19 protein-coding genes, 1 other RNA gene, 3 pseudogenes, 1 riboswitch and 1 other annotated feature (1 of these 25 only partly in view) are annotated in these 24,209 nt (G+C 37.9%); of the genes and pseudogenes, 4 read left to right on the forward strand and 19 right to left on the reverse strand.

Annotation, left to right across the window (positions count from 1 at the left end):
* Window positions 1-124, reverse strand: a binding site (T-box leader); it reaches 85 nt to the left of the window's first position.
* Window positions 125-170: 46 nt separating this feature from the next.
* The 11 genes from BK574_RS13440 to BK574_RS13490 form a co-directional block, all read right to left on the reverse strand.
* The gene (locus BK574_RS13440; protein WP_078428960.1) at window positions 171-1,235 is read right to left on the reverse strand and encodes an AI-2E family transporter; all 1,065 of its coding nucleotides are present in this window, start codon (window positions 1,233-1,235) and stop codon (window positions 171-173) included.
* Between the two features lie 738 nt (window positions 1,236-1,973).
* Window positions 1,974-2,156, reverse strand: a complete 183-nt coding sequence (locus BK574_RS13445) for a hypothetical protein (RefSeq protein WP_075386758.1) — start codon at window positions 2,154-2,156, stop codon at window positions 1,974-1,976.
* A 27-nt stretch (window positions 2,157-2,183) separates the two neighbouring features.
* Window positions 2,184-2,372, reverse strand: a complete 189-nt coding sequence (locus BK574_RS13450) for a hypothetical protein (RefSeq protein ID WP_175576513.1) — start codon at window positions 2,370-2,372, stop codon at window positions 2,184-2,186.
* Window positions 2,373-2,390: 18 nt separating this feature from the next.
* Window positions 2,391-2,864, reverse strand: coding sequence for a PRC-barrel domain-containing protein (locus BK574_RS13455; RefSeq protein ID WP_075386756.1), 474 nt, complete (start codon window positions 2,862-2,864; stop codon window positions 2,391-2,393).
* 60 nt (window positions 2,865-2,924) lie between these two features.
* A complete protein-coding gene (recD2, locus tag BK574_RS13460) occupies window positions 2,925-5,192 on the reverse strand; it encodes an SF1B family DNA helicase RecD2 (protein WP_078428961.1) in 2,268 nt (755 codons plus the stop codon).
* A gap of 11 nt (window positions 5,193-5,203) precedes the next feature.
* Complete coding sequence (locus tag BK574_RS13465) at window positions 5,204-5,866, reverse strand: tetratricopeptide repeat protein (protein WP_078428962.1); 663 nt, start codon at window positions 5,864-5,866, stop codon at window positions 5,204-5,206.
* A gap of 247 nt (window positions 5,867-6,113) precedes the next feature.
* Entirely contained in the window at window positions 6,114-7,229 is a 1,116-nt protein-coding gene (mnmA, locus tag BK574_RS13470; RefSeq protein ID WP_075389117.1) for a tRNA 2-thiouridine(34) synthase MnmA, read from the reverse strand.
* Window positions 7,230-7,265: 36 nt separating this feature from the next.
* Window positions 7,266-8,408 (reverse strand): cysteine desulfurase family protein, encoded by a 1,143-nt coding sequence (locus BK574_RS13475; protein ID WP_078428963.1) that lies wholly within the window; start codon window positions 8,406-8,408, stop codon window positions 7,266-7,268.
* Window positions 8,409-8,640: 232 nt separating this feature from the next.
* Complete coding sequence (gene cymR, locus BK574_RS13480) at window positions 8,641-9,060, reverse strand: cysteine metabolism transcriptional regulator CymR (protein ID WP_075389119.1); 420 nt, start codon at window positions 9,058-9,060, stop codon at window positions 8,641-8,643.
* Window positions 8,993-9,703, reverse strand: a complete 711-nt coding sequence (locus BK574_RS13485) for a YczE/YyaS/YitT family protein (RefSeq protein ID WP_238458020.1) — start codon at window positions 9,701-9,703, stop codon at window positions 8,993-8,995. The genes cymR and BK574_RS13485 overlap by 68 nt, the downstream gene beginning before the upstream one ends.
* 191 nt (window positions 9,704-9,894) lie before the next feature.
* Window positions 9,895-11,139, reverse strand: coding sequence for a replication-associated recombination protein A (locus BK574_RS13490; RefSeq protein WP_238458133.1), 1,245 nt, complete (start codon window positions 11,137-11,139; stop codon window positions 9,895-9,897).
* 374 nt (window positions 11,140-11,513) lie between these two features.
* Here BK574_RS13490 and BK574_RS13495 point away from each other — a divergent pair, with 374 nt between their 5' ends.
* The 3 genes and pseudogenes from BK574_RS13495 to BK574_RS13505 all read left to right on the forward strand — a co-directional run.
* Window positions 11,514-12,143 carry an RsfA family transcriptional regulator gene (locus BK574_RS13495; protein ID WP_078428965.1) on the forward strand — a complete coding sequence of 210 codons (630 nt, stop codon included), beginning with the start codon at window positions 11,514-11,516 and terminating at the stop codon, window positions 12,141-12,143.
* Window positions 12,144-12,367: 224 nt separating this feature from the next.
* Window positions 12,368-13,354 (forward strand): annotated as a pseudogene (locus BK574_RS13500) (nuclease/transposase family protein); the annotation flags it as partial.
* A 151-nt stretch (window positions 13,355-13,505) separates the two neighbouring features.
* Window positions 13,506-13,958, forward strand: a pseudogene (locus tag BK574_RS13505) (IS200/IS605 family accessory protein TnpB-related protein); the annotation flags it as partial.
* Between the two features lie 154 nt (window positions 13,959-14,112).
* On the opposite strand, the gene BK574_RS13510 reads toward BK574_RS13505, so the two are convergent.
* The 6 genes and pseudogenes from BK574_RS13510 to ssrS all read right to left on the reverse strand — a co-directional run bounded on the left by BK574_RS13510 (window position 14,113) and on the right by ssrS (window position 20,350).
* The gene (locus tag BK574_RS13510; protein WP_078428967.1) at window positions 14,113-14,832 is read right to left on the reverse strand and encodes a LutC/YkgG family protein; all 720 of its coding nucleotides are present in this window, start codon (window positions 14,830-14,832) and stop codon (window positions 14,113-14,115) included.
* A complete protein-coding gene (locus BK574_RS13515; protein ID WP_075389123.1) occupies window positions 14,832-16,259 on the reverse strand; it encodes a LutB/LldF family L-lactate oxidation iron-sulfur protein in 1,428 nt (475 codons plus the stop codon). The genes BK574_RS13510 and BK574_RS13515 overlap by 1 nt, the downstream gene beginning before the upstream one ends.
* A gap of 23 nt (window positions 16,260-16,282) precedes the next feature.
* Window positions 16,283-17,002, reverse strand: a complete 720-nt coding sequence (locus tag BK574_RS13520) for a (Fe-S)-binding protein (RefSeq protein ID WP_078428968.1) — start codon at window positions 17,000-17,002, stop codon at window positions 16,283-16,285.
* A 140-nt stretch (window positions 17,003-17,142) separates the two neighbouring features.
* Window positions 17,143-18,921 (reverse strand): annotated as a pseudogene (locus BK574_RS13525) (L-lactate permease).
* A 171-nt stretch (window positions 18,922-19,092) separates the two neighbouring features.
* Window positions 19,093-19,860 (reverse strand): tRNA threonylcarbamoyladenosine dehydratase, encoded by a 768-nt coding sequence (locus BK574_RS13530; RefSeq protein WP_078428969.1) that lies wholly within the window; start codon window positions 19,858-19,860, stop codon window positions 19,093-19,095.
* Window positions 19,861-20,171: 311 nt separating this feature from the next.
* Window positions 20,172-20,350, reverse strand: a non-coding RNA gene (gene ssrS / locus BK574_RS13535) — 6S RNA.
* Window positions 20,351-20,655: 305 nt separating this feature from the next.
* Here ssrS and BK574_RS13540 point away from each other — a divergent pair.
* A complete protein-coding gene (locus BK574_RS13540) occupies window positions 20,656-20,943 on the forward strand; it encodes a hypothetical protein (RefSeq protein WP_078428970.1) in 288 nt (95 codons plus the stop codon).
* Here BK574_RS13540 and BK574_RS13545 read toward each other — a convergent pair.
* The gene (locus BK574_RS13545) at window positions 20,918-22,150 is read right to left on the reverse strand and encodes a homoserine dehydrogenase (RefSeq protein WP_158211654.1); all 1,233 of its coding nucleotides are present in this window, start codon (window positions 22,148-22,150) and stop codon (window positions 20,918-20,920) included. The genes BK574_RS13540 and BK574_RS13545 overlap by 26 nt on opposite strands.
* Window positions 22,151-22,224: 74 nt before the next feature.
* A riboswitch (SAM riboswitch) is annotated at window positions 22,225-22,336 on the reverse strand.
* 78 nt (window positions 22,337-22,414) lie between these two features.
* Window positions 22,415-24,208: an aspartate--tRNA ligase gene (gene aspS, locus BK574_RS13550; protein WP_078428972.1), complete on the reverse strand. Its 1,794-nt coding sequence runs from the start codon at window positions 24,206-24,208 to the stop codon at window positions 22,415-22,417.
* Window position 24,209: the final 1 nt, after the last annotated feature.

A 24,209-nucleotide genomic window follows, 5' to 3' on the forward strand; every position in this document is an offset into this window, starting at 1 on the left:
AACGGTAGGTTTTTCTACACTCAGGATTAGCTTTCTGTTACTCTTCGTTTAGCATTTCTTTCAGCCTAGGAAATACCTCTCTTTAAAACGGGCTTTAACATACTTGTTCCTTCAACGCATTCATTATATTTTGATTTCAATATTTATTATAAAAATGGATGCAACACTTGTCAATGATTGAGTAGATTTGTTCGTAAATGAAGTAATACAACTTTTACAACCGATAAAATCGGAACCGCTAATACAAGTCCTAGCACTCCAGCTGTTTCGACTCCAATTAAGAGAGCAATCATTATTAATATTGGATGTAAATGAACCGACTTCCCCACAATAACTGGAGATAAAATATTTCCCTCGATTTGCTGAAGAATGAAAATCAGTAGCACCGTAAAAATAAGCATTTGCCAAGAGTGAAGCGCAGCTACAATAACGGCTGGAAAAGCACCTAGGAATGCACCGAAATAAGGAATAATATCCGTCATGCCGATAAATAAGCCTAAGATAATTGGATAAGGTACACCGATTAGCCACAAACCAAGCATGGCGATAAGACCGACACACATCGAGACAAGAATTTGCCCACGAATATAGTTTCCTAATGATTGATCTACGTCACGAATAAATGCAACGCCTTCATTCCTCCATTTTTTTGGCGTAACATACCAAGCCACTTTTTCGATTAACTGATAATCTTTTAACAAGTAAAATACTAAAAATGGAATAACAATGAAATAAATAAATGAGCTCAAGATAGAACCGATAGTATCTAGGATTTGCTCTCCAATTGATTCAGCTCGTCCTTCTAAACTTGTGATCCAATCCGCTAATTGATTTTGCATCCCTTCTGGTAACGAGGAAATTTGCCTTTCAAATAAATTACTCCATTGTTGAATTTGTTGAATAATTTGAGGCAGATTATCAATAAATTCTCTAAGTTGTTGAATCACATATGGGAAAGCCGCTGTTATCAAAGACGCTAAGCCACCAAAAAATAATAAATAAATGATTAACACAGCCACTGGACGAGGTAGCCCATAAGCATGTGCATTTTCAATAACTGGATGTAATAAATAAGTAATGATTGCAGCTATAAGTAAAGGAATAGCCACTCGTGATAAAACTTGAAGAACTGGTAACCAAAGTGGAGATAATTGCAAAAAGATGTATAAACAAAGTAATACCAAAATTGTAATCGAAAGCTTAATAATCCATTGTACCCCTTTAGACTTTTCCATACATCTCCCTCCATAGTTATATACTGTACAACTTCACAAAAACTATGAAGAAAAGCGGAAGGCTCTTGGTCAGCCCCGACAAGTAAATGTTCTGACTGAACAAAAGTCCGCTTTTTGACTTTTTTCAGGTAGGTTATTTAACCTCGAGGGGCTAGAGCCTGCAGCTAGACAAAGAAAAGCGGAAGGCTCTTGGTCAGCCCCGACAAGTAAATGTTCTGACTGAAGAAAAGTTCGCTTTTCAACTTTTTTCAGGTAGGTTATTTAACCTCGAGGGGCTAGAGCCTGCAGCTAGACAAAGAAAAGCGGAAGGTGCCCGTTTAGCTCCGACAAGCAAATGTTCTGACTGAACAAAAGTCCGCTTTTTGACTTTTTTCAGGCAGGTTATTTGACCTCGAGGAGCTGGCACCTGTAGCTAGACAAAGAAAAGCGGAAGGCTCTTGGTCGGCCCCGACAAGTAAATGTTCTGTCAGATCAAAGTCCGTTTTTTGACTTTTATCTGGCAGGTTATTTAACCTCGAGGGGCTAGAGCCTGCAGCTAGACAAAGAAAAGCGGTGGGCTCTTGGTCGGCCCCGACAAGTAAATGTTCTGTCAGATCAAAGTCCGTTTTTTGACTTTTATCTGGCAGGTTATTTAACCTCGAGGGGCTAGAGCCTGCAGCTAGACAAAGAAAAGCGGTGGGCTCTTGTAATCGACAATCAAAAAAGACTGATACACGAAAGTATCAGCCTCCTAATTGTTTAAGCGATATTTTTTAACACTCTTTTTTTCATTTTTTGTAGACCATTTTTATCTGGGACGATGGTTTGAAAGTCAATGTTTGTTATCGGTTGTATCCATTTCATGAACCGTTTTCGATTGCGGCGATCTCTCATCGAGAAAGCTGCCGCACCCAAGCCAAGCGCTAACATTACACTACGCAACGGTAATCACCACCATTTTAATGGAGTTTACATTTCAATTTGCAAATCCTGGTCTTCAAATAAATCATCTAGGGAACTTAGGGAACCGTCTTCTTCAACTTGGTGGAGTGACAATTTTCCTTTGGTAATCGTCATTTCAACAAAGCAATTCCAACAATAATATTGATTTGTTCCTATTTTACCGATATCTTTACAATTACAGTTTGGACATTGCATGATAGGGTCTCCTCTTTTTTATAATTGAACAACAAGAATGTCTTTGCCAATTGTTAAAGGATAATCGGTTTTTACGACTTTACGCCCTTCTTTAATATCAGCAATTAGACCTTCTGTTACTTCATACCCTACAATCGTGCCCAATTCTTCCATAAAATATACATCTTCTACCAAACCTAGCTTTTCACCCTCACTCGTAAGCAATGGCCTCCCTGCAAGCTTTTCCTTCCCTTGCTTTAGATGATGTTCGTTCTCTTGTTTATGATATACAGTTATATCTTTCATATCATGAACCATTAGGCTTTCATGCCCAAACCCTGTAATGGTATCAATCGGTACGAATAGATGGCGATTAAACCAACCTTTTTTATCAACGACTATGCCTTTAACCACCCCGTGATCATTAAGCAACAAATCATTAACAATCCCTAGTTCCTCACCTGTCTTTGCACAATAAAGTGACCGTCCACAAATAGTTGCAAATGTTCGCAAAGGACCTCCTCCTCTCGAACAGTTATAGTGTTTGATGTTTGGCTTGTTTTCATCCTGGTTTCATGTTACCAGTGCTTCCTTAAGCTTATCGCAAAGCATGGAATTTCTAATATGCTCATCCTTTTGTTCAATCGCTTGAAAAAGGGCGTCATGCTCTCCACATAAAATTAAATACTGTTTAGCTCGGGTAACTCCCGTATAAATTAAATTACGCCTTAGCATTCGAAAATATCCTTTTACAACGGGCATAATTACAATTGGAAATTCACTTCCTTGGGCTTTATGAATTGAAGAACAATACGCATGGGTGATTTGGCTTAAATCTTTTTTGTTATAAACAACTTCTATTCCATCAAAAGAGATAACGATTTGATCCATTTTTTCTACATTTTCTTTTGCATAAATAATGGCTACAATTTCGCCACGGTCCCCATTAAATACCTGTTCATCAGGATTATTCATGAGCTGAAGTACAACATCACCTTTGCGATAAACTATATCGCCAAATTCGATTTCTCTTCGTCCTTCCACTGCTGGGTTCACAAGATTTTGCAATTCAACATTTAACCGTTCTATTCCTGCATTCCCTCTATACATCGGTGCTAGGACTTGAATATCTTTTGGTGTGTAGCCTTTCTTTATAGCATTTATATAGACTTTTTCAATAACTTGTATAACTTGGTTTTGAGTACAAGGAAAAAATCGCCGGTCTGCTTTCGCTTCTTTTAAATCATTTGGTAACGTACCGTCTTTAATTTCATGGGCGAGTTTAATAATCGAAGAACCCTCTTCTTGTCGATATATATCCGTCAATTCAACAACCGGTATGGCCTTGGATCGTAATAAGTCACTCAAAACTTGGCCAGGACCAACGGAAGGAAGTTGATCTTGATCTCCAACTAAAATCACTTGCATATGATCAGGAATCGACTTGAACAATTGATTGGCAAGCCAAATATCAACCATAGATACCTCATCAACAATCAGTAGATCTCCCTCTAGCTGCTCATATTCGTTTTTTTCAAACCCGCCATTACCACCTTTCCAGCCTAAGAGACGATGAATGGTTAAAGACGGAAGACCTGTAGCTTCTCCCATTCGTTTCGCTGCTCTTCCCGTAGGAGCCACTAACAAAACAGGAAAAGGATCCCCTGCCTGATAATTGCTTGGCTCGAGCGTAACTCCATGAAGCTTAGCATAAATTTCTACAATTCCTTTAATTACCGTCGTTTTCCCTGTCCCTGGTCCTCCTGTTAAGATCATAATTGGAGAGGACAAAGCTGTTTCAATCCCTGTTTTTTGCGAATCTGCATACTCCATTTTTAACGTCTCTTCTAATTCACCTAATGCGGTTAGAAATTCAGATTCAACAAACTGCAAAGGCTCTTCTCGATTAACGAGACGTTTAATATTTGTCACTAAACCCTTTTCCGCAAAAAATAATGTTTTTAAGTATATTCGTTCATCTTCAATGACGATTTTTCCTTCTTCATCCATTATGATCAAAGCATTCTCTACTTCTTCAGCTAATATTGGTGTTGAAGATGTCGACAATAAATTCGTTACCTCTTCCACCAATTCATCTTTGGCTAGGTAGACATGACCTTGCTGATTACTTAATTCATTTAAGCAATAATGACAACCTGCTTGAATTCGATCCGAGTGAATCCCTGAAATCCCAATCGCTTCGCCAAGTAAATCTGCTCTTTTAAATCCAATCCCTTCAACATCTTGGATCAATTGATATGGATTGTTCTGAATTACATCAAGCGTTTGTTGTTTATAGACTTGATATATTTTGATCGCAAGTTCTATACCGAAACCATATTTAGATAAAAATAGAATAACTTGTTCAATTCCTTGATGTTCAACAAGTTGATTATAGATTAACGTTCGTTTTTCTTCCGTTAGTTTTGGAACTTTGTCCAATATGGAAGGATCTTCAAGTATTAATGTAATGACACGTTCACCTAACGTCTTTACTATGGACTCTGCGGTTTTTTTACCGATCCCTGGAAAACGATCACTAGATAAATACTGAATAATGCCTTGAGCGGTTTGTGGGATATCACGTCGAAATTGTTCCACCACATATTGAAGGCCAAATTTCGGATGATCATGGAGCCTTCCGGTGAAAATGTAGACGTCTTGAGGTTCGATTTTCGGTAGAGTACCAACAACCGTAATTTGTGGATCCTCTATTTCTTCTGTAGACTTCAGCACTTTCACAGCCGCGACTGTATAAAAATTTTCTTCATTATGAAAGATAATATGAGTGACCTCTCCCTTTATATAAGGAGATTGGTCCTCGAATCCTTGGTTCTCCATCCATCTGCCTCCTATTGTGTTAGCAGTTCCTCCATTTTCTTTTTACCGTTTCCTGCTAGGAGATGATCTGGTTGTATTTCAAGTGCTTGTTCAAAAGCTTCTAATGCTTTTTGGGGTTCATTTTTATATGCATGAGCAACACCAATATTAAAAAAGGCATCCGCATGATTTTTATCATGAACCACGACTTCTTCAAATTGCTTCATTGCCTCATCAATTTGTTCAAGCTGAGCTAAGCACAGTCCATATTGAAAACGAGCATCTAAGTCGGTTGGATTCATTTCTAATGCTGTCTGGAAATGAACCAAGGCATGACTTAATTGACCTAACTGATAGTAACTCATTCCAATCATAAAATACACATCTGCTTCCTTCAGTTCGTTTTGGGTTGCTTGATTGAACATTTCAATCGCATCTTCAAACTTTTCCAATTGATAAAATGCATTTCCTGCTCCATAATAAGCAGTCCCCGCCTTAGCATCAAGGCCAATTGCTCGTTCAAAAAAGATGATCGATTTCTCAAGCTCACCAACTATCGCTAATAGATTTCCAAAGTTAACAAATCCAACTGGATCATTGGGATTCGCTTCAATTGCTTGATTAAAATGGGATGCTGCTTTCTCATAATCTCTTTCTTGCATCGCTTGTAGTCCAAGTTGTATGTAATCGTTCATTGTATTTACCTTCCTTATCGTTAGTTATTTATAGTATAACAAAGAAGTTAAAAAAGGCACTGTTACTCTAACCATAACAATCTCAAAGTTCAACAATGCCTTTTTCATTTTTGTTATCAATATTTTAACACTTGTGCCACTCTTCCTACCAAAGATATAGGGGATCCCCTTTATTTTAGATGGCTTTCAAAAGTTGGAAATTAGGTAGAATTTATACCTAGACACATAGAAAAGGAGAACCTTAAGATTAAAGTTCTCCCTCATCTGTCAAAATAACATCTATCGTCCCACCACCGATACATACTTCTCCATTATAAAAGACGACGGCTTGACCTGGTGTGACCGCTCGTTGTGGTTCATCAAAAATCACTTTCACTTTTTGATCAGGAAGTGGGATCACCGTTACACCTTGGTCAGGTTGACGATAGCGGAATTTCGCTGTACATTTGAATGGCTCTGTCGGTTGAATTGGACTAATCCAATTCAAATGAACACCTAGTAATCCTAAAGAATACAAACCAGGGTGATGATATCCTTGTCCAACATAGAGAATATTTTTCTCAATATTTTTCCCGATAACAAACCAAGGCTCACCTGCTCCACCTATTCCTAACCCTTGACGCTGACCTAATGTATAGTACATCAGACCATCATGTTTTCCTTTGACTTCACCGTCTAATGTTTGCATATCACCAGGTTGGGCTGGTAAATACGAGCTTAGAAATTCCTTAAAGTTTCGTTCACCGATAAAACAAATACCTGTACTATCTTTCTTTTTCGCTGTCGCTAAATTGGCCCTTTCAGCAATTTCTCGAACTTCTTTTTTCTCCATATGTCCGATTGGGAACATCGTCTTTGAAAGTTGATCTTGACTTAAAGCATTTAAAAAATACGTTTGATCTTTATTTTCATCTAGACCGCGTATTAATTTATGTTCACCTTCACGAAATTCAACACGTGCATAATGTCCTGTTGCTACATATTCCGCACCTAGCGTTAGCGCATGATGCAAAAAGGCTTTAAATTTAATTTCCTTATTACACATTACATCTGGATTAGGTGTACGACCAGCACGGTACTCGTCAAGAAAATACGTAAAAACTTTATCCCAATACTCTTTTTCAAAGTTCACTGCATAGTATGGAATTCCAATTTGATTACATACTTTTATAACATCGTTATAATCTTCTGTAGCGGTACAAACTCCATTTTCATCAGTGTCATCCCAATTTTTCATAAAAATCCCGATAACATCATAGCCTTGCTCTTTTAAAACAAGTGCTGTAACGGATGAATCAACTCCACCACTCATTCCTACAACGACACGGGTATTTTCTGGTTTATTTTCTAGTTGTCTATTCATACTACTCACCACCTACAAAGCTAAGGCCTCTTCAGATTATAGTGATGTAATTCTTTTCACAATTTTTACTGTTTCCTTAGCCGCTTTCTCTATATCTTCTATTGTATTTCCATAACCAAAGCTAAAACGAACTGCTGATTTTGCCTTCTCATCACTATTAAACATCGCTGACAGGACATGCGACGGTTCAATTGATCCTGCTGTACAAGCAGACCCACTCGAAACTGCAATTCCTGCAAGATCTAAATTCACAAGAAGAGATTCAACATTGACTCCTTTAAAACTTACATTTAACAAATGTGGTAAAACCTCAAGTTCATGCCCATTAACAGAAAAATCTATTTCACCTTCACGAAAAATCGACAACATTCGTTCACGAAAGTGGAGGTAACGCTGCATTTTTTCTTCAGCTTCTTTAATAGCAATTTTTGCAGCTTCTGCAAAACCGACGATACTCGCCACATTTTCCGTCCCAGCTCTACGTTTTCTTTCTTGTTCGCCACCGTACAATTGAGGCTTAAGATCATAACTTTTCTTTGCATATAAAAAGCCGATCCCTTTTGGTCCATTTATTTTGTGAGCGGAAACCGATAGAAAGGTGATCGCTAATTGCTCAACATCAATCGGAATCGTTCCATATGCTTGAACTGCATCCGTGTGAAAAGCGATACCTTTTTCATATAAGTATTCACCTATTTCCTCAATAGGCTGAATCGTGCCTACTTCATTATTACCGTACATGATCGAAACAAGGATTGTATCAGGACGGACCGTTTCCTTCAGGTCATTTAAAGAAACCTTTCCTTTATCATCAACTGGAAGATAAGTTACTTCAAACCCTTCTTCTTCTAATGATTTGCACGTATGAAGAACGGCATGATGTTCAACCGTTGATGTTATAATATGGTTACCTTTAGCTTTATTTTTTAGCGCATAGCCAATGATCGCCATATTATCAGCTTCTGTCCCACCACTAGTAAAAATTAATTCATCTGGATGAGCGCCTATCGTTTGGGCTAAAGATAAACGAGCTTCATCTAAAGCATGCCTCGTTCTACGGCCATAGCTATGGATACTAGATGGATTACCGAAATGGTCTGTAAAATATGGCATCATCGCTTCTAATGCATTTGGATGCATCGGCGAAGTCGCTGCATGGTCTAAATATATTAAATTCAATTATTACACCTACTTTTACTTTCACTTGTTGTAACTACCTTTTTATAAAGGTTTAAAAAGAAGGACAAAAAGAGCCGAGAAGATCAAGGCGGCGAAGCTGTGAGTACTGCAGCGTATGCTTTTAATACGTGAGGAACGCAACAGCAAGCCAACGAGCTACCACAGGACGTGGGGAACTTAGTCGAAGTTCTGCTACCGACCGCTATTTTTCCCAGACTTTCTGAACTACCTCTTAAATGTAGAACATATAATATTCCTGATTACCTTCACCCTTATATTCCGCTAAATCTTGAAGAGTAGTATTATCTAATACATCTTTCACTGCATCGCGAATTTTTATCCACAGATCTCGTTTCGCTGGCTCTTCATCATCAAGTACTTCAACTGGACTGATTGGTCCTTCAAGAACACGAATAATATCACCTGCTGTAATTTCTATTGGTTCTTTTGCAAGCATATACCCACCGTAAGCTCCTCTTACCGATTTTACAAGCATTGCATTTCTTAGTGGTGCAATTAATTGCTCAAGATAATGTTCCGATAAATTATGATCCTTCGCAATCGACTTTAGTGAAATCGGCCCTTCACCGTATTTCTTCGCTAACGCCATCATGATGGTCAACCCGTAACGTCCTTTTGTCGAAATCTTCATTATTAACCCCTCTTTCTATCAGTCGATCTACTAATCGTTGACATTGTGGTAGTGTTACGCCTACAACACTTCCAATTCCAAAACAAAAAATTAATGTACCTATAAATACAGGGCCACCTAATAACCAACCTGATGTAAGAACAACGATTTCCATTGCACTTCGAACCCACTGTACTTTAATTTTTGTTTTTTTCGTTATAGCTAACATAAGGCTATCTCTAGGACCTGCCCCACAGTTTGGTGCAATATAAAGTCCCATACCATAACCAATAATAATAATCCCACTTACAAGCATAATGAGCTTACTAATAAAGGATTCAGGTGTTGTTAGAAAAAATAAAAAAATATCAATAAACACTCCAACTAGCACCATATTAACAAACGCACCTAGTTGGGGCCATTCTTTTGTCAATAAAGTTGTTACACCAATGATGACAAAGCCCATAATTATTGACCACGTACCGATCGTTAACCCTAGCTGAGCTGTAAGTCCGATATGAAGGACATCCCACGGTGCACTGCCAAGATCAGCTTTTATCATTAACGCAATTCCGAATGACATGATCACTAACCCTAGCATAAAAATTCCCCAGCGTAAGCCTAGATTCTTTTTTCTCCAATCCATACGCTCATCTTTGTTCATATCCAATTCCTTCTCTCGCTATACTCTGCTGTAACCAGCTGTAACCCTAAATTCTTTGCCATTATAGCACGAATTGGCTTTTATTTCACTTTAAGAAGTTTAATTTCTTTAGGGGAGTAAAGGATAGAAAAGACGTCTATTTTCACCAATTGTTGGCGATACATCGTATCTTTCTATGCATCCGAAGAGGTTTAACTATTTTTTAGTTCATGTATTCGTTTATATAGTTGTGCTAATCGTTTTTCTTGTCCACTTTCTTTTGGTTTATAGTACGTTTTTTCTTGTAAATGATCAGGTAAGTACTGCTGCTTCACCCAACCCCCAAAATTATGTGGGTATTTATAATCTACACCTCGCCCTAAATCCTTTGCCCCTTTATAGTGAGCATCCTTTAAATGATCAGGTACTTCACCGATATTGATAGAACGAACATCCGATATCGCTTGATCTAATGCTTTGTATGCACTATTGGACTTAGGCGAAAGACAAAGTTCAGTCACAGCAACAGCTAATGGAATTCTCGCTTCAGGTAAGCCTAGACGTTCTGCGGATTGGATCGCAGACAAAACCATTTGTGGCACTTGACTGTTAGCCAAACCAACATCCTCCCAGGCCGTAACAAGAAGCCGTCTACAAATCACATCTAAATCTCCTGCTTCAATTAACCGAGCTAAATAATGGAGAGCTGCATCGACGTCTGAACCTCTCATGCTTTTTTGAAAAGCACTAATAATATTATAAAAGTGATCGCCCTTTTTATCGTAATGTAAGCTTTTCTTTTGCAGACACTCTTTAATAATATCTAATGTAATTGAAATTTGATCATCTTCATTAGGATCTGTTGATAATACCGCGATTTCTAAGCCATTAAGTGCTGAACGAATATCACCGCCACAATGTAGAGCAAGTTCATCTAAGACACCCTCTTCAATCAAAAGATCCAGTTTGCCAAACCCCTTTGCTTCATCATGTAATGCTCTTTCTAATACATCTTTTATTTCTTCTGCTTGTGGATAGGTTAATTCTAAGATTGTACAGCGTGATTTGATAGCATTATTGATTTCAAAATGCGGGTTTTCAGTAGTTGCACCAATAAGGATAATAAGTCCACTTTCTAAATATGGAAGCAAAAAGTCTTGCTGACTTTTATTAAATCGATGAACTTCATCAACGAATAAAATTGATTTACCGAGTAGTTTCGCTTCTTGTACGACAGCTTCCATCTCTTTCTTTCCTGAAGAAACTGCGTTAATTTCATGAAAAGGTAATGAAGTCACTTGGGCGATTACATTCGCAATTGTTGTTTTTCCCGTTCCAGGAGGGCCGTATAAAATAATCGATGATAACCGATTCGATTTTATCATTCGTTGAAGTAATTTCCCTTCACCGACAATATGCTTTTGTCCGACAATTTCCTCTAATGTAGTCGGTCGCATTCGGTAAGCAAGTGGCTCTCTAAAATAATTCTCCACTAATATCAACTCCATGTTTCCAGGTTAAACTAATCTATGATTCTCTATTTCAATCGTCACTTATATCCATTTTTAACGTTTAAAGCAACTTTCAACTATAGAGTGCTGATTATGATAATAGTTCTATTATATATACTATACCGTTTCACTTTGCAAATGAGCGAACTCCAATTCGCTTTTTTTATTTATATGGATAGTCGTCGTTATTGTTTTTCTGTGTAACCCTAGTATTTTTTAACATTGAATGTATATATCCTAGATTTCTTGGAAATAGTAGTAGTAAATTTCACTAAAATATGAATTTACTTATAAACCAAGAAAGATAAGGAGATGGTATGATGAAAGTTCGCCAAGATGCATGGTCACACGAAGACGATGTTCTGCTAGCAGAAACAGTATTACGACATATTCGAGAAGGGAGCACTCAATTAGTTGCTTTTGATGAAGTTGGTGATGAATTACATCGAACGTCTGCAGCATGTGGATTTCGCTGGAATGCAGTTGTACGCCAAAAATATGTAGATCAAATTAGAGAAGCTAAAAAGGAAAGAAAAGAACGCAAAAGAGCCGTTGCCTTTGCGACTAATCGTAGACCCGTTCGAAATGCAACCTTATATTATCCTAGTGTTACTACTGCACAACCTTTAAATCTAGATAATTTAGACATTGAAACCGTTATTTCATATCTTCGTTCTCTGACTACAAACCAACTACCAGCCGATCATTTGAAAAAAGAGAATGAAAAACTTTTAAAAGAAAATCTTGAGCTATTAACGCAAAATAAAGAGCTTGAAACAGAACTAAAAACAATTAAAGAGGAGCACCAAACGATTGAAGAGGACTATCAATCACTCATTCAAATTATGAATCGTGCAAGACGCATGGCTATTTTACAAGAAGAAGAGCCTTTATCTAACGCTACATTCCGTATGGATAAAAACGGAAATTTAGAAAAAGTCGCAAAATAAAAGCAACAGAACCTACTTCTGTTGCTTTTTTTCTTTATATTTATCTTCTTTAGGGAAAGAGTCGTATTTATCTAATTCTATCATTCCAACCAAGAGGACTCCTTCCTCAAAAATACGGTAGAATTTTAGGTGGGAGGTGAATTGGCAGTTTTAAGGACTATGTTTTTTATGCCTTTTTTGGTAAAATAATTTTTGTGGAACATACGTTTGGAGGTAAGACCAAAATGACAACCTACAAAACTATGCAAATCTGGGTTAAAAACGGTCATCGGATCCATCCTTACTTTACTGAAATGTGTCAAAACGCAAAAAAATTGTATAACTCGACCCACTTTTATATTCGTCAGATTTTTACTGGACTCACGCAAGAAAAAGAATTACACTCTCTTCAAACAGGAGTTTTAGATACGTTACAAAAGCATTTCCCTAGGATGAATGATAACCAACTTCTAGCGTATCAAAAGAAATTAGCGAAAGAAAAAGCGAAACCTGTGGAAAAACAAAAAGAAATCAAATGCAATTTATTTAAAGGGCCATCAAAAGAGAAACCTTGTGTTGATTACAATTTACTAGATGCTCTTTTTAAATCGATGGCTCTACATGATTATCGGTCCATGCCTACTCAAAGTAGCCAAGGAATCATGAAAATAGTGTTTCAAAATTGGAAATCGTTTTACGCAAGCTTGAAAGAATACAAGATGAACCCTACTAAGTTTAAAGCAAGACCAAGAATTCCTGGTTACAGTCGTGCGAAAGAGAAAGAGGTTTCATTCTCGAACCAAGATTGTGTAATAAAAGAAAATAAATTTTTGAAATTTCCCAAAACAAAGGAACGATTAAACATTGGGAAATTAGGTTTCACTGAAGGGAAACTGAAACAGGTGCGTGTCATCCCAAAGTATGGTCATTATGTAGTGGAGTTAATTTTCGAAGTTCGTACGGAACAAGGTATGAAACCAACGAAAAAGCGTTTCATGTCTGTTGATTTTGGTATTGATAACGTTGCAACCATTGTCACCAACACAGGTCGAATACCTGTATTAGTGAAGGGCAAAAACATCAAATCTGTTAATCAACGCTACAACCAATTAAAAGCTCATTTTATAGGTATTCTTCGTCAAGGGAAAAATCCAAACGAAGGTCCCTTTACTTCCAAGCAGTTAGAACAAATCAATAAAAAACGTTTTAATCAAATCAAAGATTTGTTTCATTGTCTAGCTCCAGCACCCAGCGACTATCGAGACTTCCCTCACCTCCGTACGATAAGTCAACATCGACTCACTAGCGTTCTTCGTGTTTCCTTTATCTCCTACGGCTTAGTCCAGTCCGTACGTCGCTAAACGGGCGCTTGCGCTTTTCGATAAAGCGAGCCACCAAATCGAGAAAATCGCCTTAGAGGAAGATGTTGATACCATCATCATCGGCCAAAACAAAGAATGGAAACAACATTCGAATATGGGTAAAAGGAACAACCAATCATTCACAGCGATACCACATAGCTTTTTAATTCAGATGATAAAATACAAAGCTGAAAAACATGGAATTAAAGTCATCGTAAACGAAGAATTGTATACATCAAAAGCAAGCTTCTTAGATCATGACGAAATCCCCGTTTACGGAGAAGTTGATTCGAAAAAATCATTTTCGGGTAAGCGTATTAAGCGCGGACTTTATTGTTCGAAAAACGGAACCATTATTAATGCTGATGTGAATGGTGCGGCCAATATTATGAGAAAAGTGTTCCCTAAAGCCTTTAATGAACCGTTTACTAGTGTTCAAACTTTATTGCAACCCATAACGCTGGTGATTAAATAAAAGTAATCCCAAAGGCAAGACCAATGGGATAGCGGGGTTGGGTGTTTTCAGCACACCAATGTGTCAACTCCACTGGTGGTTAATCGTCATCGTCAAAGTCGATACCCTAGAAACCCCCACTTCAAATCCTAAAAGAATTAAGTGGCGGGAGTATTCATTTATCTTCTATTATAATGTACGTTGCTTTAACAGGACCATGAACACCGACCACTAAGTTCATCTCGATATCAGCACTGTTACTAGGACCTGAAATAAAGTTTACACAAGAAGGAACTTTCCCTGTTTCTTCTTGAAGCTTATGAATATAGTGTGTTGCTTGTGTCATACGGGGTACAATCGTACTTTTCGGAATGAGTGCTACGTAATACTGTGGTAACAAACTCACCGATCTTCCTTTTCCATTACCACTAAGTAAAACAACCGTTCCAGATTCAGCGAGTGTTATATCAGCGAATGTAATTCCGATATCCGCTCTTTCGGCTAATTTTATATTTTCTTCTCCGACATTAGTATCCCATATATGAACATTAGTTCCTGTTGTATTCACTTTTTCATAATATTGATCAATTCCGTACTCTGCAAAACGTGGGTCATCCCAGCTTACAATCGATTTTGCTCCGTAACGACTCACGACCTCAGCTAATACTTGAGTTAACGTTTCCGTTGTCGCCATAGCCACATCGGTATGAATACGAGTACATTGATCCTTTAACACAGCTAATAGTTCGTCTTGAGTAAAATCTCTATAAACTTCCCATTGTGGCTGATGTTTCCAGTTCGGACGAGTAACTGGCTTCGTTTGTCGTTGTCGACCTAAGCTTTGAGCAACTTGGTTCAGAAATTTTTCTTTGTTATGCACTGTTCCAGTAGTCATTAGTTCTTCTCCCCCTTCTCACGTTCCTTAAACCACTTACGGAAGCTTTGTTTGCTTGGTTCTGGGAAATCCCGAATATCGGTCCACGGTTTAATTGGTCCTGGTCCTTTCGTTACTTTCCCTTCTTTTGAGAAAGGTCCCATCATCGACGGAGCTACTTTCGATCCCATGTTATACAACTTTGGTGAGCTTGCTGCCATAGCAAAGCCTTTCATTGCTAACTTTTCACCAAAACCACCTTTTCCTTGTTCTTCAACAATGTTACGACGATGTTTGACGAGTAAGTCGTGAAGTGGAATTTTTACTGGACAAGCTTCGGTACATGCTGCACATAAGCTAGAAGCGAAAGGAAGTTCTTTATAATCGTCATAACCACCTAGTAATGGTGATAATACTGCTCCAATTGGTCCAGGATATATGGAACCGTAAGAGTGACCACCGATATGACGATAGATAGGACAAACGTTAATACAAGCCGCACAACGAATACATTGAAGCGCCGATTGGAATTCCGTTCCCAATATGTTTGAACGGCCGTTGTCAACAATGACTAGATGGAATTCTTCTGGTCCATCAACATCGCCTGCATCTTTCGGTCCTGTTAACCCTGTAATATAACTTGTTAGCTTTTGTCCAACAGCACTTCGACATAACATACTAACTAAAATATCAAGTTCTTCCCACGTAGGAACAATTCGCTCCATCCCCATAACCGTAATTTGTGTTTTGGGAAGTGTTGTTGAAAGACGTGCGTTTCCTTCGTTAGTAACAAGTGAAATACTTCCTGATTCTGCTACAGCAAAGTTACAGCCTGTAATTCCGATATCTGCTTCTAAAAATTCCGCGCGAAGCTGTTCTCTTGCAAATAAAGCTAGTTCTTCAGGTTTGGATGATTTCGTGTATCCGCGTTTTTCTTGGAATGTATCTCTGATTTGATCTTTATTCTTGTGTAACGCAGGTGCGACGAGATGCGAAGGGGGGTCATGATCATCAATTTGAAGAATATACTCTCCTAAATCAGACTCGATTACTTCACATCCTAATGCTTCTAACGCTTGGTTCATGCTAATTTCTTCTGTAACCATTGATTTCGATTTAATAATTTTCTTGGCTTGTTTTTGTTTTGCAATATTCGTAATATACTCATTCGCTTCTTCTGCCGTTTGCGCAAAAAAGACATTTCCACCACGTTGAATGACATTATCCGTTAACTGTTCTAAATAATAATCTAAATTCTCAAGAGTATGTTGGCGAATTTCTTCAGCAAGGTTTCGCCACTCCTCCCAGTTTCCAAGCTCTTCTTGCGCTTCTAGTTTTTTATTTTTTAAACGTTCCTGAGCAGAAACCATCGCATTTCTCATAAACTCATTTTTTAGCCCTTTCTCGACTCGACCAAAAAATTGTTCATCACTAATTTTCATCGGCATTCAAATCACCACCTTACAATTTATTATTTTTTACTATTTAAAACCTGTGCAATATGCATCACTTTGATTGGTTTACCCTGACGTTCAATCCGACCACCAATATTCATTAAACAACCACAATCCGCCCCAATTAAAACTTCAGCTTCTGTTTCTTCGATATGTTCAATTTTTTCATTCACCATCTGCTCTGAAATTGGAACCATTTTAACTGAGAATGTTCCACCAAAACCACAGCACGTTTCTTTATTTGGTAAGCTAGCAAATTCTAACCCTTCGACATTTTCTAACAACTTCATCGGGGCATCTTTAACACCTAATAAACGAGTCATGTGACAAGATGTATGGTACGTTGCTTTTGTAGGTAACGATGCTCCCACATCTTCAATTTTTAGTACATCTACAATAAACTGTGTTAGTTCAAACGTTTTAGCTACTAACGCTTTCGCTCTTTCCTGCCACGCTTGATCGTCTTTAAAAAGGTGAGGATATTCATGAATCATAGAAACGCAAGAACCAGACGGCGATACCACATAATCAGATGAGGCAAACGTCTCGATCATATGCTTGGCAACATCCTTTGCTTCCTTATGATACCCACTATTGTATGCTGGTTGACCACAGCACGTTTGATTATCTGGAAATACAACTTCACAATTTAGACGCTCTAATATTTCGACCGTATCTTTTCCGACACCTGGATAGAAAACATCCGCTAGACAAGTTACAAATAATGATACTTTCATACATTTCATCCCCTTAGGTTATCTGGTCATCAGATGTGTATACTTATATCACTTACTTTAATAGGAATAGTAAAAACTTTCAAGCCCCACATTACATGTGGAGCTTGTCTTTTAATAATTTGAAATCCAAGTTTCACCAATTATGCTGCTATATCTTCTTTTTCAATTTTTCGGTTTTTTTCGCTTCCTTTATAAAAGGCAAAAATAGCAGCTACAATCACAATCATTACCATGAAAGTACCTAGATTATACCCAACTCCATTTATGAGAACAAAACCGATTCCTCCCGCAAAGATTACATAGAAGGCAGTAGGGATTAACGTCTTACGAATAATATTCCCTTCTTTACCGAGTAATCCAGCCGCAGCAGAAGCAGCAACGACATTATGAACACAGGTCATGTTTCCAGCAGCCCCGCCAACGGCTTGTAAAGCAATAATCGTTGATGCGGCTACACCGATATTTTCAGCTACACCGAACTGAAATAGTGAAAACATCATGTTACTAATGGTATTACTACCAGCAACAAATGCCCCTAATGCTCCAATCGTTGGAGCTACAGCAGGCCAGTTTTCACCTAATGCCACGGAAACAGTTTCGGCCAGAACCAGTGGCATACTACTATACCCCGAAGCATTTACACCTGAATTAATAAAGACTTGAACCATCGGCACAGCAAACAATAAGGCAGGTGCTGCACTTACAACTGTTCCGAACGATTCTTTTACCGCACGTCCATATGCTTTTGTATCCATTTTGTGCATAAAAAAGACAACAAATGAGACTAAGATTAAGATCGAACCTGGCAAATTTAAAGGAGGACTTGTAAATGTAATTGAAGTACCAAATACATCTGTCGCCGTAAATTTTGCTGCTTTTAACCAATCACCAAAAGGCAATGAATTCATTCGAGTCAACACAAGGACTACCCCTACGATTACGTAAGGTAACCATGACATAAATGGTGAAATTTTCTTTCCTACAGGTTGTGTAGATACTTTTAATTGACCTACCCAATCTGGATCCCAGTTTGCTCTATCTTCAAAATCCCACGTTTTCTTAGGTAAAAGGAAGCCTCGTTTTGCCGCAGGAATAACAATAGCGAGTCCAATTAATCCACCGAACATGGAAGGAAACTCAGGTCCAAGTAAATTCGCTACTAATGCGTAGGGAACCGTAAACGCAAGACCTGCAAATAAAGCAAATTTCCAAATCGCTAACCCTTCGGTAACGGATCTATTTTTTCCAAAGAACTTTGTCAGCATGGTGACCATGAATAATGGTATAAACAACCTGACGATTGCATGTATGATGGCAACTTCTCCACCAATAGCGCGAATGTATGCATCAAATGTCATACCAAGGCTCGCCGCCGTTTCTTGAACCATCATTTATTCACTTAAACCAGAATTCACACCAATTAAGATTGGTGTACCTACTGCACCAAATGATACTGGTGTAGATTGAATAATTAGAGCGACGATAACAGCTCCCATTGCAGGAAAGCCTATAGCAACTAATAACGGCGCTGCTATTGCAGCAGGTGTTCCCCAACCAGAAGCACCTTCAATGAAAGAACCAAACAACCAACAAATAATAATTGCTTGTACACGGCGATCTGGTGATACATCTGTAAATGTTTGTCGAATCGTTTGAATGGCACCGCTTTCTTTCAAAGCGTTCAAAAGCAAAATTGCCCCAAACACAATTAGTAGTACTTCTAACGCAGAGACAACACCTCTTGTACTTGCAGCTGCAACTTGATTTGTTGGAACATCCCACACAAACAATGCCACTAAAACGGTTACAATAAAAGCTAACGGCATTGCCCGTTTCGCTGGCCATCGTAAAATAACTAAAAAAAGAAAGACCGTTAAAATTGGAATAAGTGCCAAAAACGATAAAACCCCTAAACCCATAGAACAAACTCCCCTCATATTCTGAACTAATAACGTATGACCTTATCACCTTATCTTATGGTCATCAGATGTTTAAATCTTTTTTCATTATAAGGATTTGTCAAAAAATATTCAATATAGTTTTCGGAAAATATCTCATAAACAAAAAAAGCTGCTAAATTAGCAACTTTTTTATCGTTCAATATGAATGTGATTTTGTTCTAGTATCTTCGTAATAACATGGCCTGCCATAATCAACCCTGAAACTGAGGGCACAAATGCATTAGAAGATGGTGGGAGTTTTGCCTTCCGAATCGGTCCTTCTTCTGCAGATTCGGGAACAATTTCTTTCCGGATTTCTTCACGAATTTTGACTGGGCTTTCGTCTGAGAAAACAACATTGACTCCTTTATGTATTCCTTCTTTACGGAGCTTTGTCCGAACCACTTTAGCAATCGGATCATAACTCGTTTTAGAAATATCAGCAATACGCAACCGCGTTGGGTCCATTTTATTGGCTACACCCATACTCGAAATAATGCCAATGTTGCGTTGCAAGCATTGTTTAATGACATGAATTTTGTACGTTATTGTATCACACGCATCAACGACAAAATCTAAACCATAATCAAAAAATTGTTCATACGTTTCTTCTGTATAAAACATTTTTAGAGCAATGACTTCACAATCAGGATTAATATCTTTTATTCGTTCTTTCATTAAGTCTACTTTCGGCTTGCCCACTGTGGATATTAGAGCATGAATTTGACGGTTTACGTTTGTAATATCGACATAATCTTTATCCACAAGTACAAGGCGTCCAACACCTGATCTTGCTAATGCTTCTGCCGAAAATGAACCGACTCCACCAACCCCTAATACTGCGACTGTGCTGTTTTTTAACGTTTGAATTCCATCTTTTCCGATTGCTAATTCATTTCTTGAAAATTGATACAACATCTTACCTCTTCCTTTCTCTACGAACACACAAACACTCTATACTAATTTCGTTTCTTATTCAGATTATACCTATAATTGTAATCGGGGTAAAATATACCATAACCCTATTGAAAAAGCTATACTCTTCAGGAATCTATACTCCTATTATGTACTAAATAGTTCATGTCCATAAACTGATTCGACCAAACTGTTTAATAAAATAAAAAACGGCACCCTAATTGTTAGTTAGTGTCTAACAATTAGGGTGCCGTTCAAGTTCACATACGTACATTATTTGTTATTTTATTAAAATTAAATGAAAACATAAAAATAAGAGGCCCAAAGTGCCGTATCTCCCTAGTTTTGAACCTGCTCTCGCAGGTGGGTGCCAAGCTTCTTTCTTTATGCGTCCTTTATCGTTCAAGGCCTGCATTCTAAAAGAAGACTTAAACTCCCAATAAAAAAGTGTTGGCTCAAAACTGTCAGGCGCTTACGTACACGCTAGGACTCTTACTTTTCTTAATGAAATCATAGCATAAAATGATTTGAGGAGCAAGAATAAAAAAAGTTATTTTTCTGAATTTTCCATAAAGTGTATTTCTAACAAAATTCTACTTCTCTACCTCGCCTCAAGTTTTAACGGTGAAAGGGATGGGGCCTAAAAACAAATGCAACCTTCACTTGATTTGTCTCGGACTAACGATGTCCCTACACTTTTAATTATTTCTACTGCATGCGGTCTTTCATGCTTTTTGCGAAATTAAATAAGCTGTGCTACAGTGATACGTAATAATAAATGATTAAAGGGTGTTTTAAATGGATCCTATCTCCACTCAGCATTGTATCTTTGTTGAACAAAAAATTGAGTATACCAAAAAGTTGACCATTGAAAAAAACTTTAATATTGAACTTTATTCCGATAAAATTCGGTTAATGGATAAAGAGCTGTTACTTGAACATGTATTTGATATTTCTTATCGACGAGCGACTAATGAGATTGGATTTTTATACCTTCATACGAATCAAGGCGTCATACCGAATTTAGTCAAAACGAATCCCACACCCTTTATTGACACGTTTAGGAAAGTAAAGCAATTTTATTAACTGAAAAATCGCCTAAAAGCGGGTAACTGCTTTTTTGAATTAAGGTTTCTAGATCATATACTGTTTTTCCATAACCTAACTTCACAATGAGAGCTAGTTTTCCGTTCATGGTGTCTTCCGTATCTATACAGTCTGAAATTGTACGAAGTTGTAAAACAACTTCTTCTTTTTCAAATTCATCAACAAATACTACCACTTTTGTTTCCTTGTTCGATACCTGGTTTGAAAGCCGGACCTTTCGTCTTTCAAAACCTTGAAATTGTTCATGGAGAACAAAGTCTTCTACCATACTATTAGCAGTTGCTTCTTTTCCTGCACCTGGTCCACTCATCGTAATACAGTCAACCGTTTCTCCATCAATACATACACCATTCGTTACACCATTAATATTGTACAGTGGGTGTGTTTGCGTTACGAATGAAGGCGATACAAAACCACTAATTACTCCGTCTTCGTTTGCCGTTTTTGCAATGAGTTTAATCGTTAACCCTTGGCGTTCTGCAAATTCAATGGCTTCTACTTCCATCCCACTAATCCCTTTACAGGAGAAATTCTCTTCACGCGGCCATTCATTAAACGCCAACCGACTTAAAATTCTTATTTTATATAATGCGTCATACCCTTCTATATCGTCCGTGGGATCCGCTTCAGCATAACCTAGCACCTTAGCCTCAGCTAAGACGTCATCAAACTGCCGATTTTTCTCCTTCATCTCCGTTAAAATGTAGTTTGTTGTCCCATTCAAAATTCCTGACACCGATCGAATCGGTGTTGTTGTAAATAAGGTTTTAAAACTGTTTACGATCGGAATTCCACCACCAACAGCTGCTTCAAAGCCTAAATATACTTGGTACTCCTTAGCTAACTTCTCTAGTTCTGCCCCGTGCTTAGCAATTAGTTCTTTATTAGCTGTAATAATAGATGTTCCTGCCTGAATGAGTTTTATTATGTAGTCTCTTGCAGGTTCAACACCACCAATCGCCTCAAAAACAACGTCGTATTGGTTTTGAAAAAAATTAACCGGGTCGCTCGTCATACATTGCTTTGCACCTTGATTATTTCGCTCTTTTTTACAATCCCTCACTAGCACTTTTTTTACCTGTATTTCTTTTTTTAAAGCACTTTGCAATTCCTCTTTCGAACTTGTTAGTCGCTCATATACACCTGAACCTACTGTACCATAACCAATAATTCCAATACTTAACAACCGAATCCCCTCCTCATAAAAAGCGCGAAAACAAAAAACCTCTCCTGATAAGGGAAAGGTTTTTTAAACGCCTCCACTTATCTTTCAGAGCTATAGCTCTGCTGAAATTAGCACCTTTGTTTGTCTGGCATACAAACCGGTTGCCGGGCATCATCGGGTCAGTCCCTCAGCCTCTCGTGATAAGTTATATTTTCAGTTAATAAATTTTTCGAATTTTAATAGTTATGATTATAATTCGAATGTTCTTACTTTGTCAATCTTTTATTAAACTTGAACTTTTTTTTCTTCTTCTTTTTTAGGAACAATCGATAAATTCAATTCACGAAGTTGTGCATCACTCACCGTGCCTGGTGCGTTTGTTAACAAGCAACTTGCACTCGCTGTTTTCGGAAATGCAATCGTATCACGTAAATTATTTCTCCCTGCTAATAGCATAATGAGACGATCTAAACCTAATGCAATACCACCATGTGGCGGTGTACCATATTCAAACGCGTCTAAAAGGAACCCGAACTGTTCTTTCGCCTCTTCTTCAGAAAACCCTAGTGCAGTAAACATTTTTTCTTGGACATCACGTTGATAAATACGTTGTGAACCACCACCAAGCTCATAACCATTCAGTACGAGGTCATACGCTTCCGCACGAACATGACCAGGGTCTGTATCAAGTAAATGTAAATCTTCTTTTTTCGGACTTGTAAATGGATGGTGAAGCGCTACATAACGATTACCGTCTTCATCAAACTCTACTAATGGAAAATCTACAACCCATAAGAAATTAAACTTGCTCTTATCAATTAAATCTAGGTCCTTACCGAATTTTAAACGTAACGCTCCTAAGCTATCAAACACGATTTGCTTTTTATCAGCAGCAAAGAACAACAAGTCACCTGGTTCAGCATTCATTGCTTCACGCATACCACTCGTTTCTTCCTCGCTTAAGAACTTCGCAATTGGTCCTTTCAACTCGCTTTCTTCAACTTTTAACCAAGCTAAGCCTTTTGCCCCGTAAATCGCAACAAAGTCTGCTAGGTCGTCAATTTCTTTACGAGTAAGTTTAGTAGCGGCACCTTTTACATTTAATCCTTTCACGATGCCTCCATTGGCAATCGCATTGGCAAACACTTTGAATTGTGAGTTCTTCATCACATCTGTTAACTCAGATAACTCTAAACCAAAACGGGTATCAGGCTTATCTGACCCGTAACGGTTCATCGCATCATCGTAAGTTAATCGTTGGAAAGGAGTAGTGATATCGATTCCTTTTAATTCTTTCATGATTTTTGCCATCATCGTTTCCATCATCCCAAGCAAGTCTTCTTTATCCATAAATGAAGTCTCAATATCGACTTGAGTAAATTCAGGTTGACGATCCGCTCGTAAATCCTCATCTCGGAAACAACGAACAATTTGATAATAGCGCTCAAAACCAGAAACCATTAATAACTGTTTGAATAGCTGTGGTGACTGAGGAAGTGCGTAAAACTCTCCATGATGTACTCGGCTCGGCACTAGATAGTCACGAGCTCCTTCTGGTGTACTTTTTGTTAACATTGGTGTTTCGATTTCTAAAAATTGCTCGTTGTCCAGTGTATCGCGAATTAATTTCGTCGTTTTATGACGTAACGTAAAGATGTTTTGCATATCAGGACGTCGTAAATCCAAGTATCGGTAGCGTAAGCGAACATCTTCTGAAGCTTCTGTATCTTCTTCAATTTGAAAAGGAAGCGCTTTTGATGCATTTAGAATGGTAATTTGATCAACATGCACTTCTACTTTTCCCGTTGGAATTTTTTCATTAACAGTTTCAGCTTCACGTTTAACTACTATTCCTTCAACATCTAACACATACTCACCACGAACACGGTCAGCAATCGTATGGGCTTCAGCTGAAACTTCTGGATTAAATACGATTTGTACAATACCAGAACGGTCTCTTAAATCAATAAAAATAACTTGTCCTAAATCACGACGAGTTTGCACCCATCCTTTTAACTGTACTCTTTCACCAATTGTATTCTCTAATATTTGGCCACAGTGGTGTGTTCTCCCTATCATT

The organism is Alkalihalobacterium alkalinitrilicum (assembly GCF_002019605.1).
Lineage (GTDB): Bacteria > Bacillota > Bacilli > Bacillales > Bacillaceae_F > Alkalihalobacterium > Alkalihalobacterium alkalinitrilicum.

Excerpts from the sequence above, each read along its gene's own strand:
- BK574_RS13440 (WP_078428960.1), bottom strand. The coding sequence starts at position 1,235 with ATGGAAAAGTCTAAAGGGGTACAATGGATTATTAAGCTTTCGATTACA.
- BK574_RS13485 (WP_238458020.1), bottom strand. The coding sequence starts at position 9,703 with ATGAACAAAGATGAGCGTATGGATTGGAGAAAAAAGAATCTAGGCTTA.
- BK574_RS13515 (WP_075389123.1), bottom strand. The coding sequence starts at position 16,259 with ATGCCGATGAAAATTAGTGATGAACAATTTTTTGGTCGAGTCGAGAAA.
- BK574_RS13465 (WP_078428962.1), bottom strand. The coding sequence starts at position 5,866 with ATGAACGATTACATACAACTTGGACTACAAGCGATGCAAGAAAGAGAT.
- BK574_RS13520 (WP_078428968.1), bottom strand. The coding sequence starts at position 17,002 with ATGAAAGTATCATTATTTGTAACTTGTCTAGCGGATGTTTTCTATCCA.
- BK574_RS13495 (WP_078428965.1), top strand. The coding sequence starts at position 11,514 with ATGAAAGTTCGCCAAGATGCATGGTCACACGAAGACGATGTTCTGCTA.
- BK574_RS13450 (WP_175576513.1), bottom strand. The coding sequence starts at position 2,372 with ATGCAATGTCCAAACTGTAATTGTAAAGATATCGGTAAAATAGGAACA.
- aspS (WP_078428972.1), bottom strand. The coding sequence starts at position 24,208 with ATGATAGGGAGAACACACCACTGTGGCCAAATATTAGAGAATACAATT.
- BK574_RS13540 (WP_078428970.1), top strand. The coding sequence starts at position 20,656 with ATGGATCCTATCTCCACTCAGCATTGTATCTTTGTTGAACAAAAAATT.
- mnmA (WP_075389117.1), bottom strand. The coding sequence starts at position 7,229 with ATGAATAGACAACTAGAAAATAAACCAGAAAATACCCGTGTCGTTGTA.
- BK574_RS13490 (WP_238458133.1), bottom strand. The coding sequence starts at position 11,139 with ATGCGACCGACTACATTAGAGGAAATTGTCGGACAAAAGCATATTGTC.
- BK574_RS13530 (WP_078428969.1), bottom strand. The coding sequence starts at position 19,860 with ATGTTGTATCAATTTTCAAGAAATGAATTAGCAATCGGAAAAGATGGA.
- BK574_RS13510 (WP_078428967.1), bottom strand. The coding sequence starts at position 14,832 with ATGACTACTGGAACAGTGCATAACAAAGAAAAATTTCTGAACCAAGTT.
- cymR (WP_075389119.1), bottom strand. The coding sequence starts at position 9,060 with ATGAAGATTTCGACAAAAGGACGTTACGGGTTGACCATCATGATGGCG.
- recD2 (WP_078428961.1), bottom strand. The coding sequence starts at position 5,192 with ATGGAGAACCAAGGATTCGAGGACCAATCTCCTTATATAAAGGGAGAG.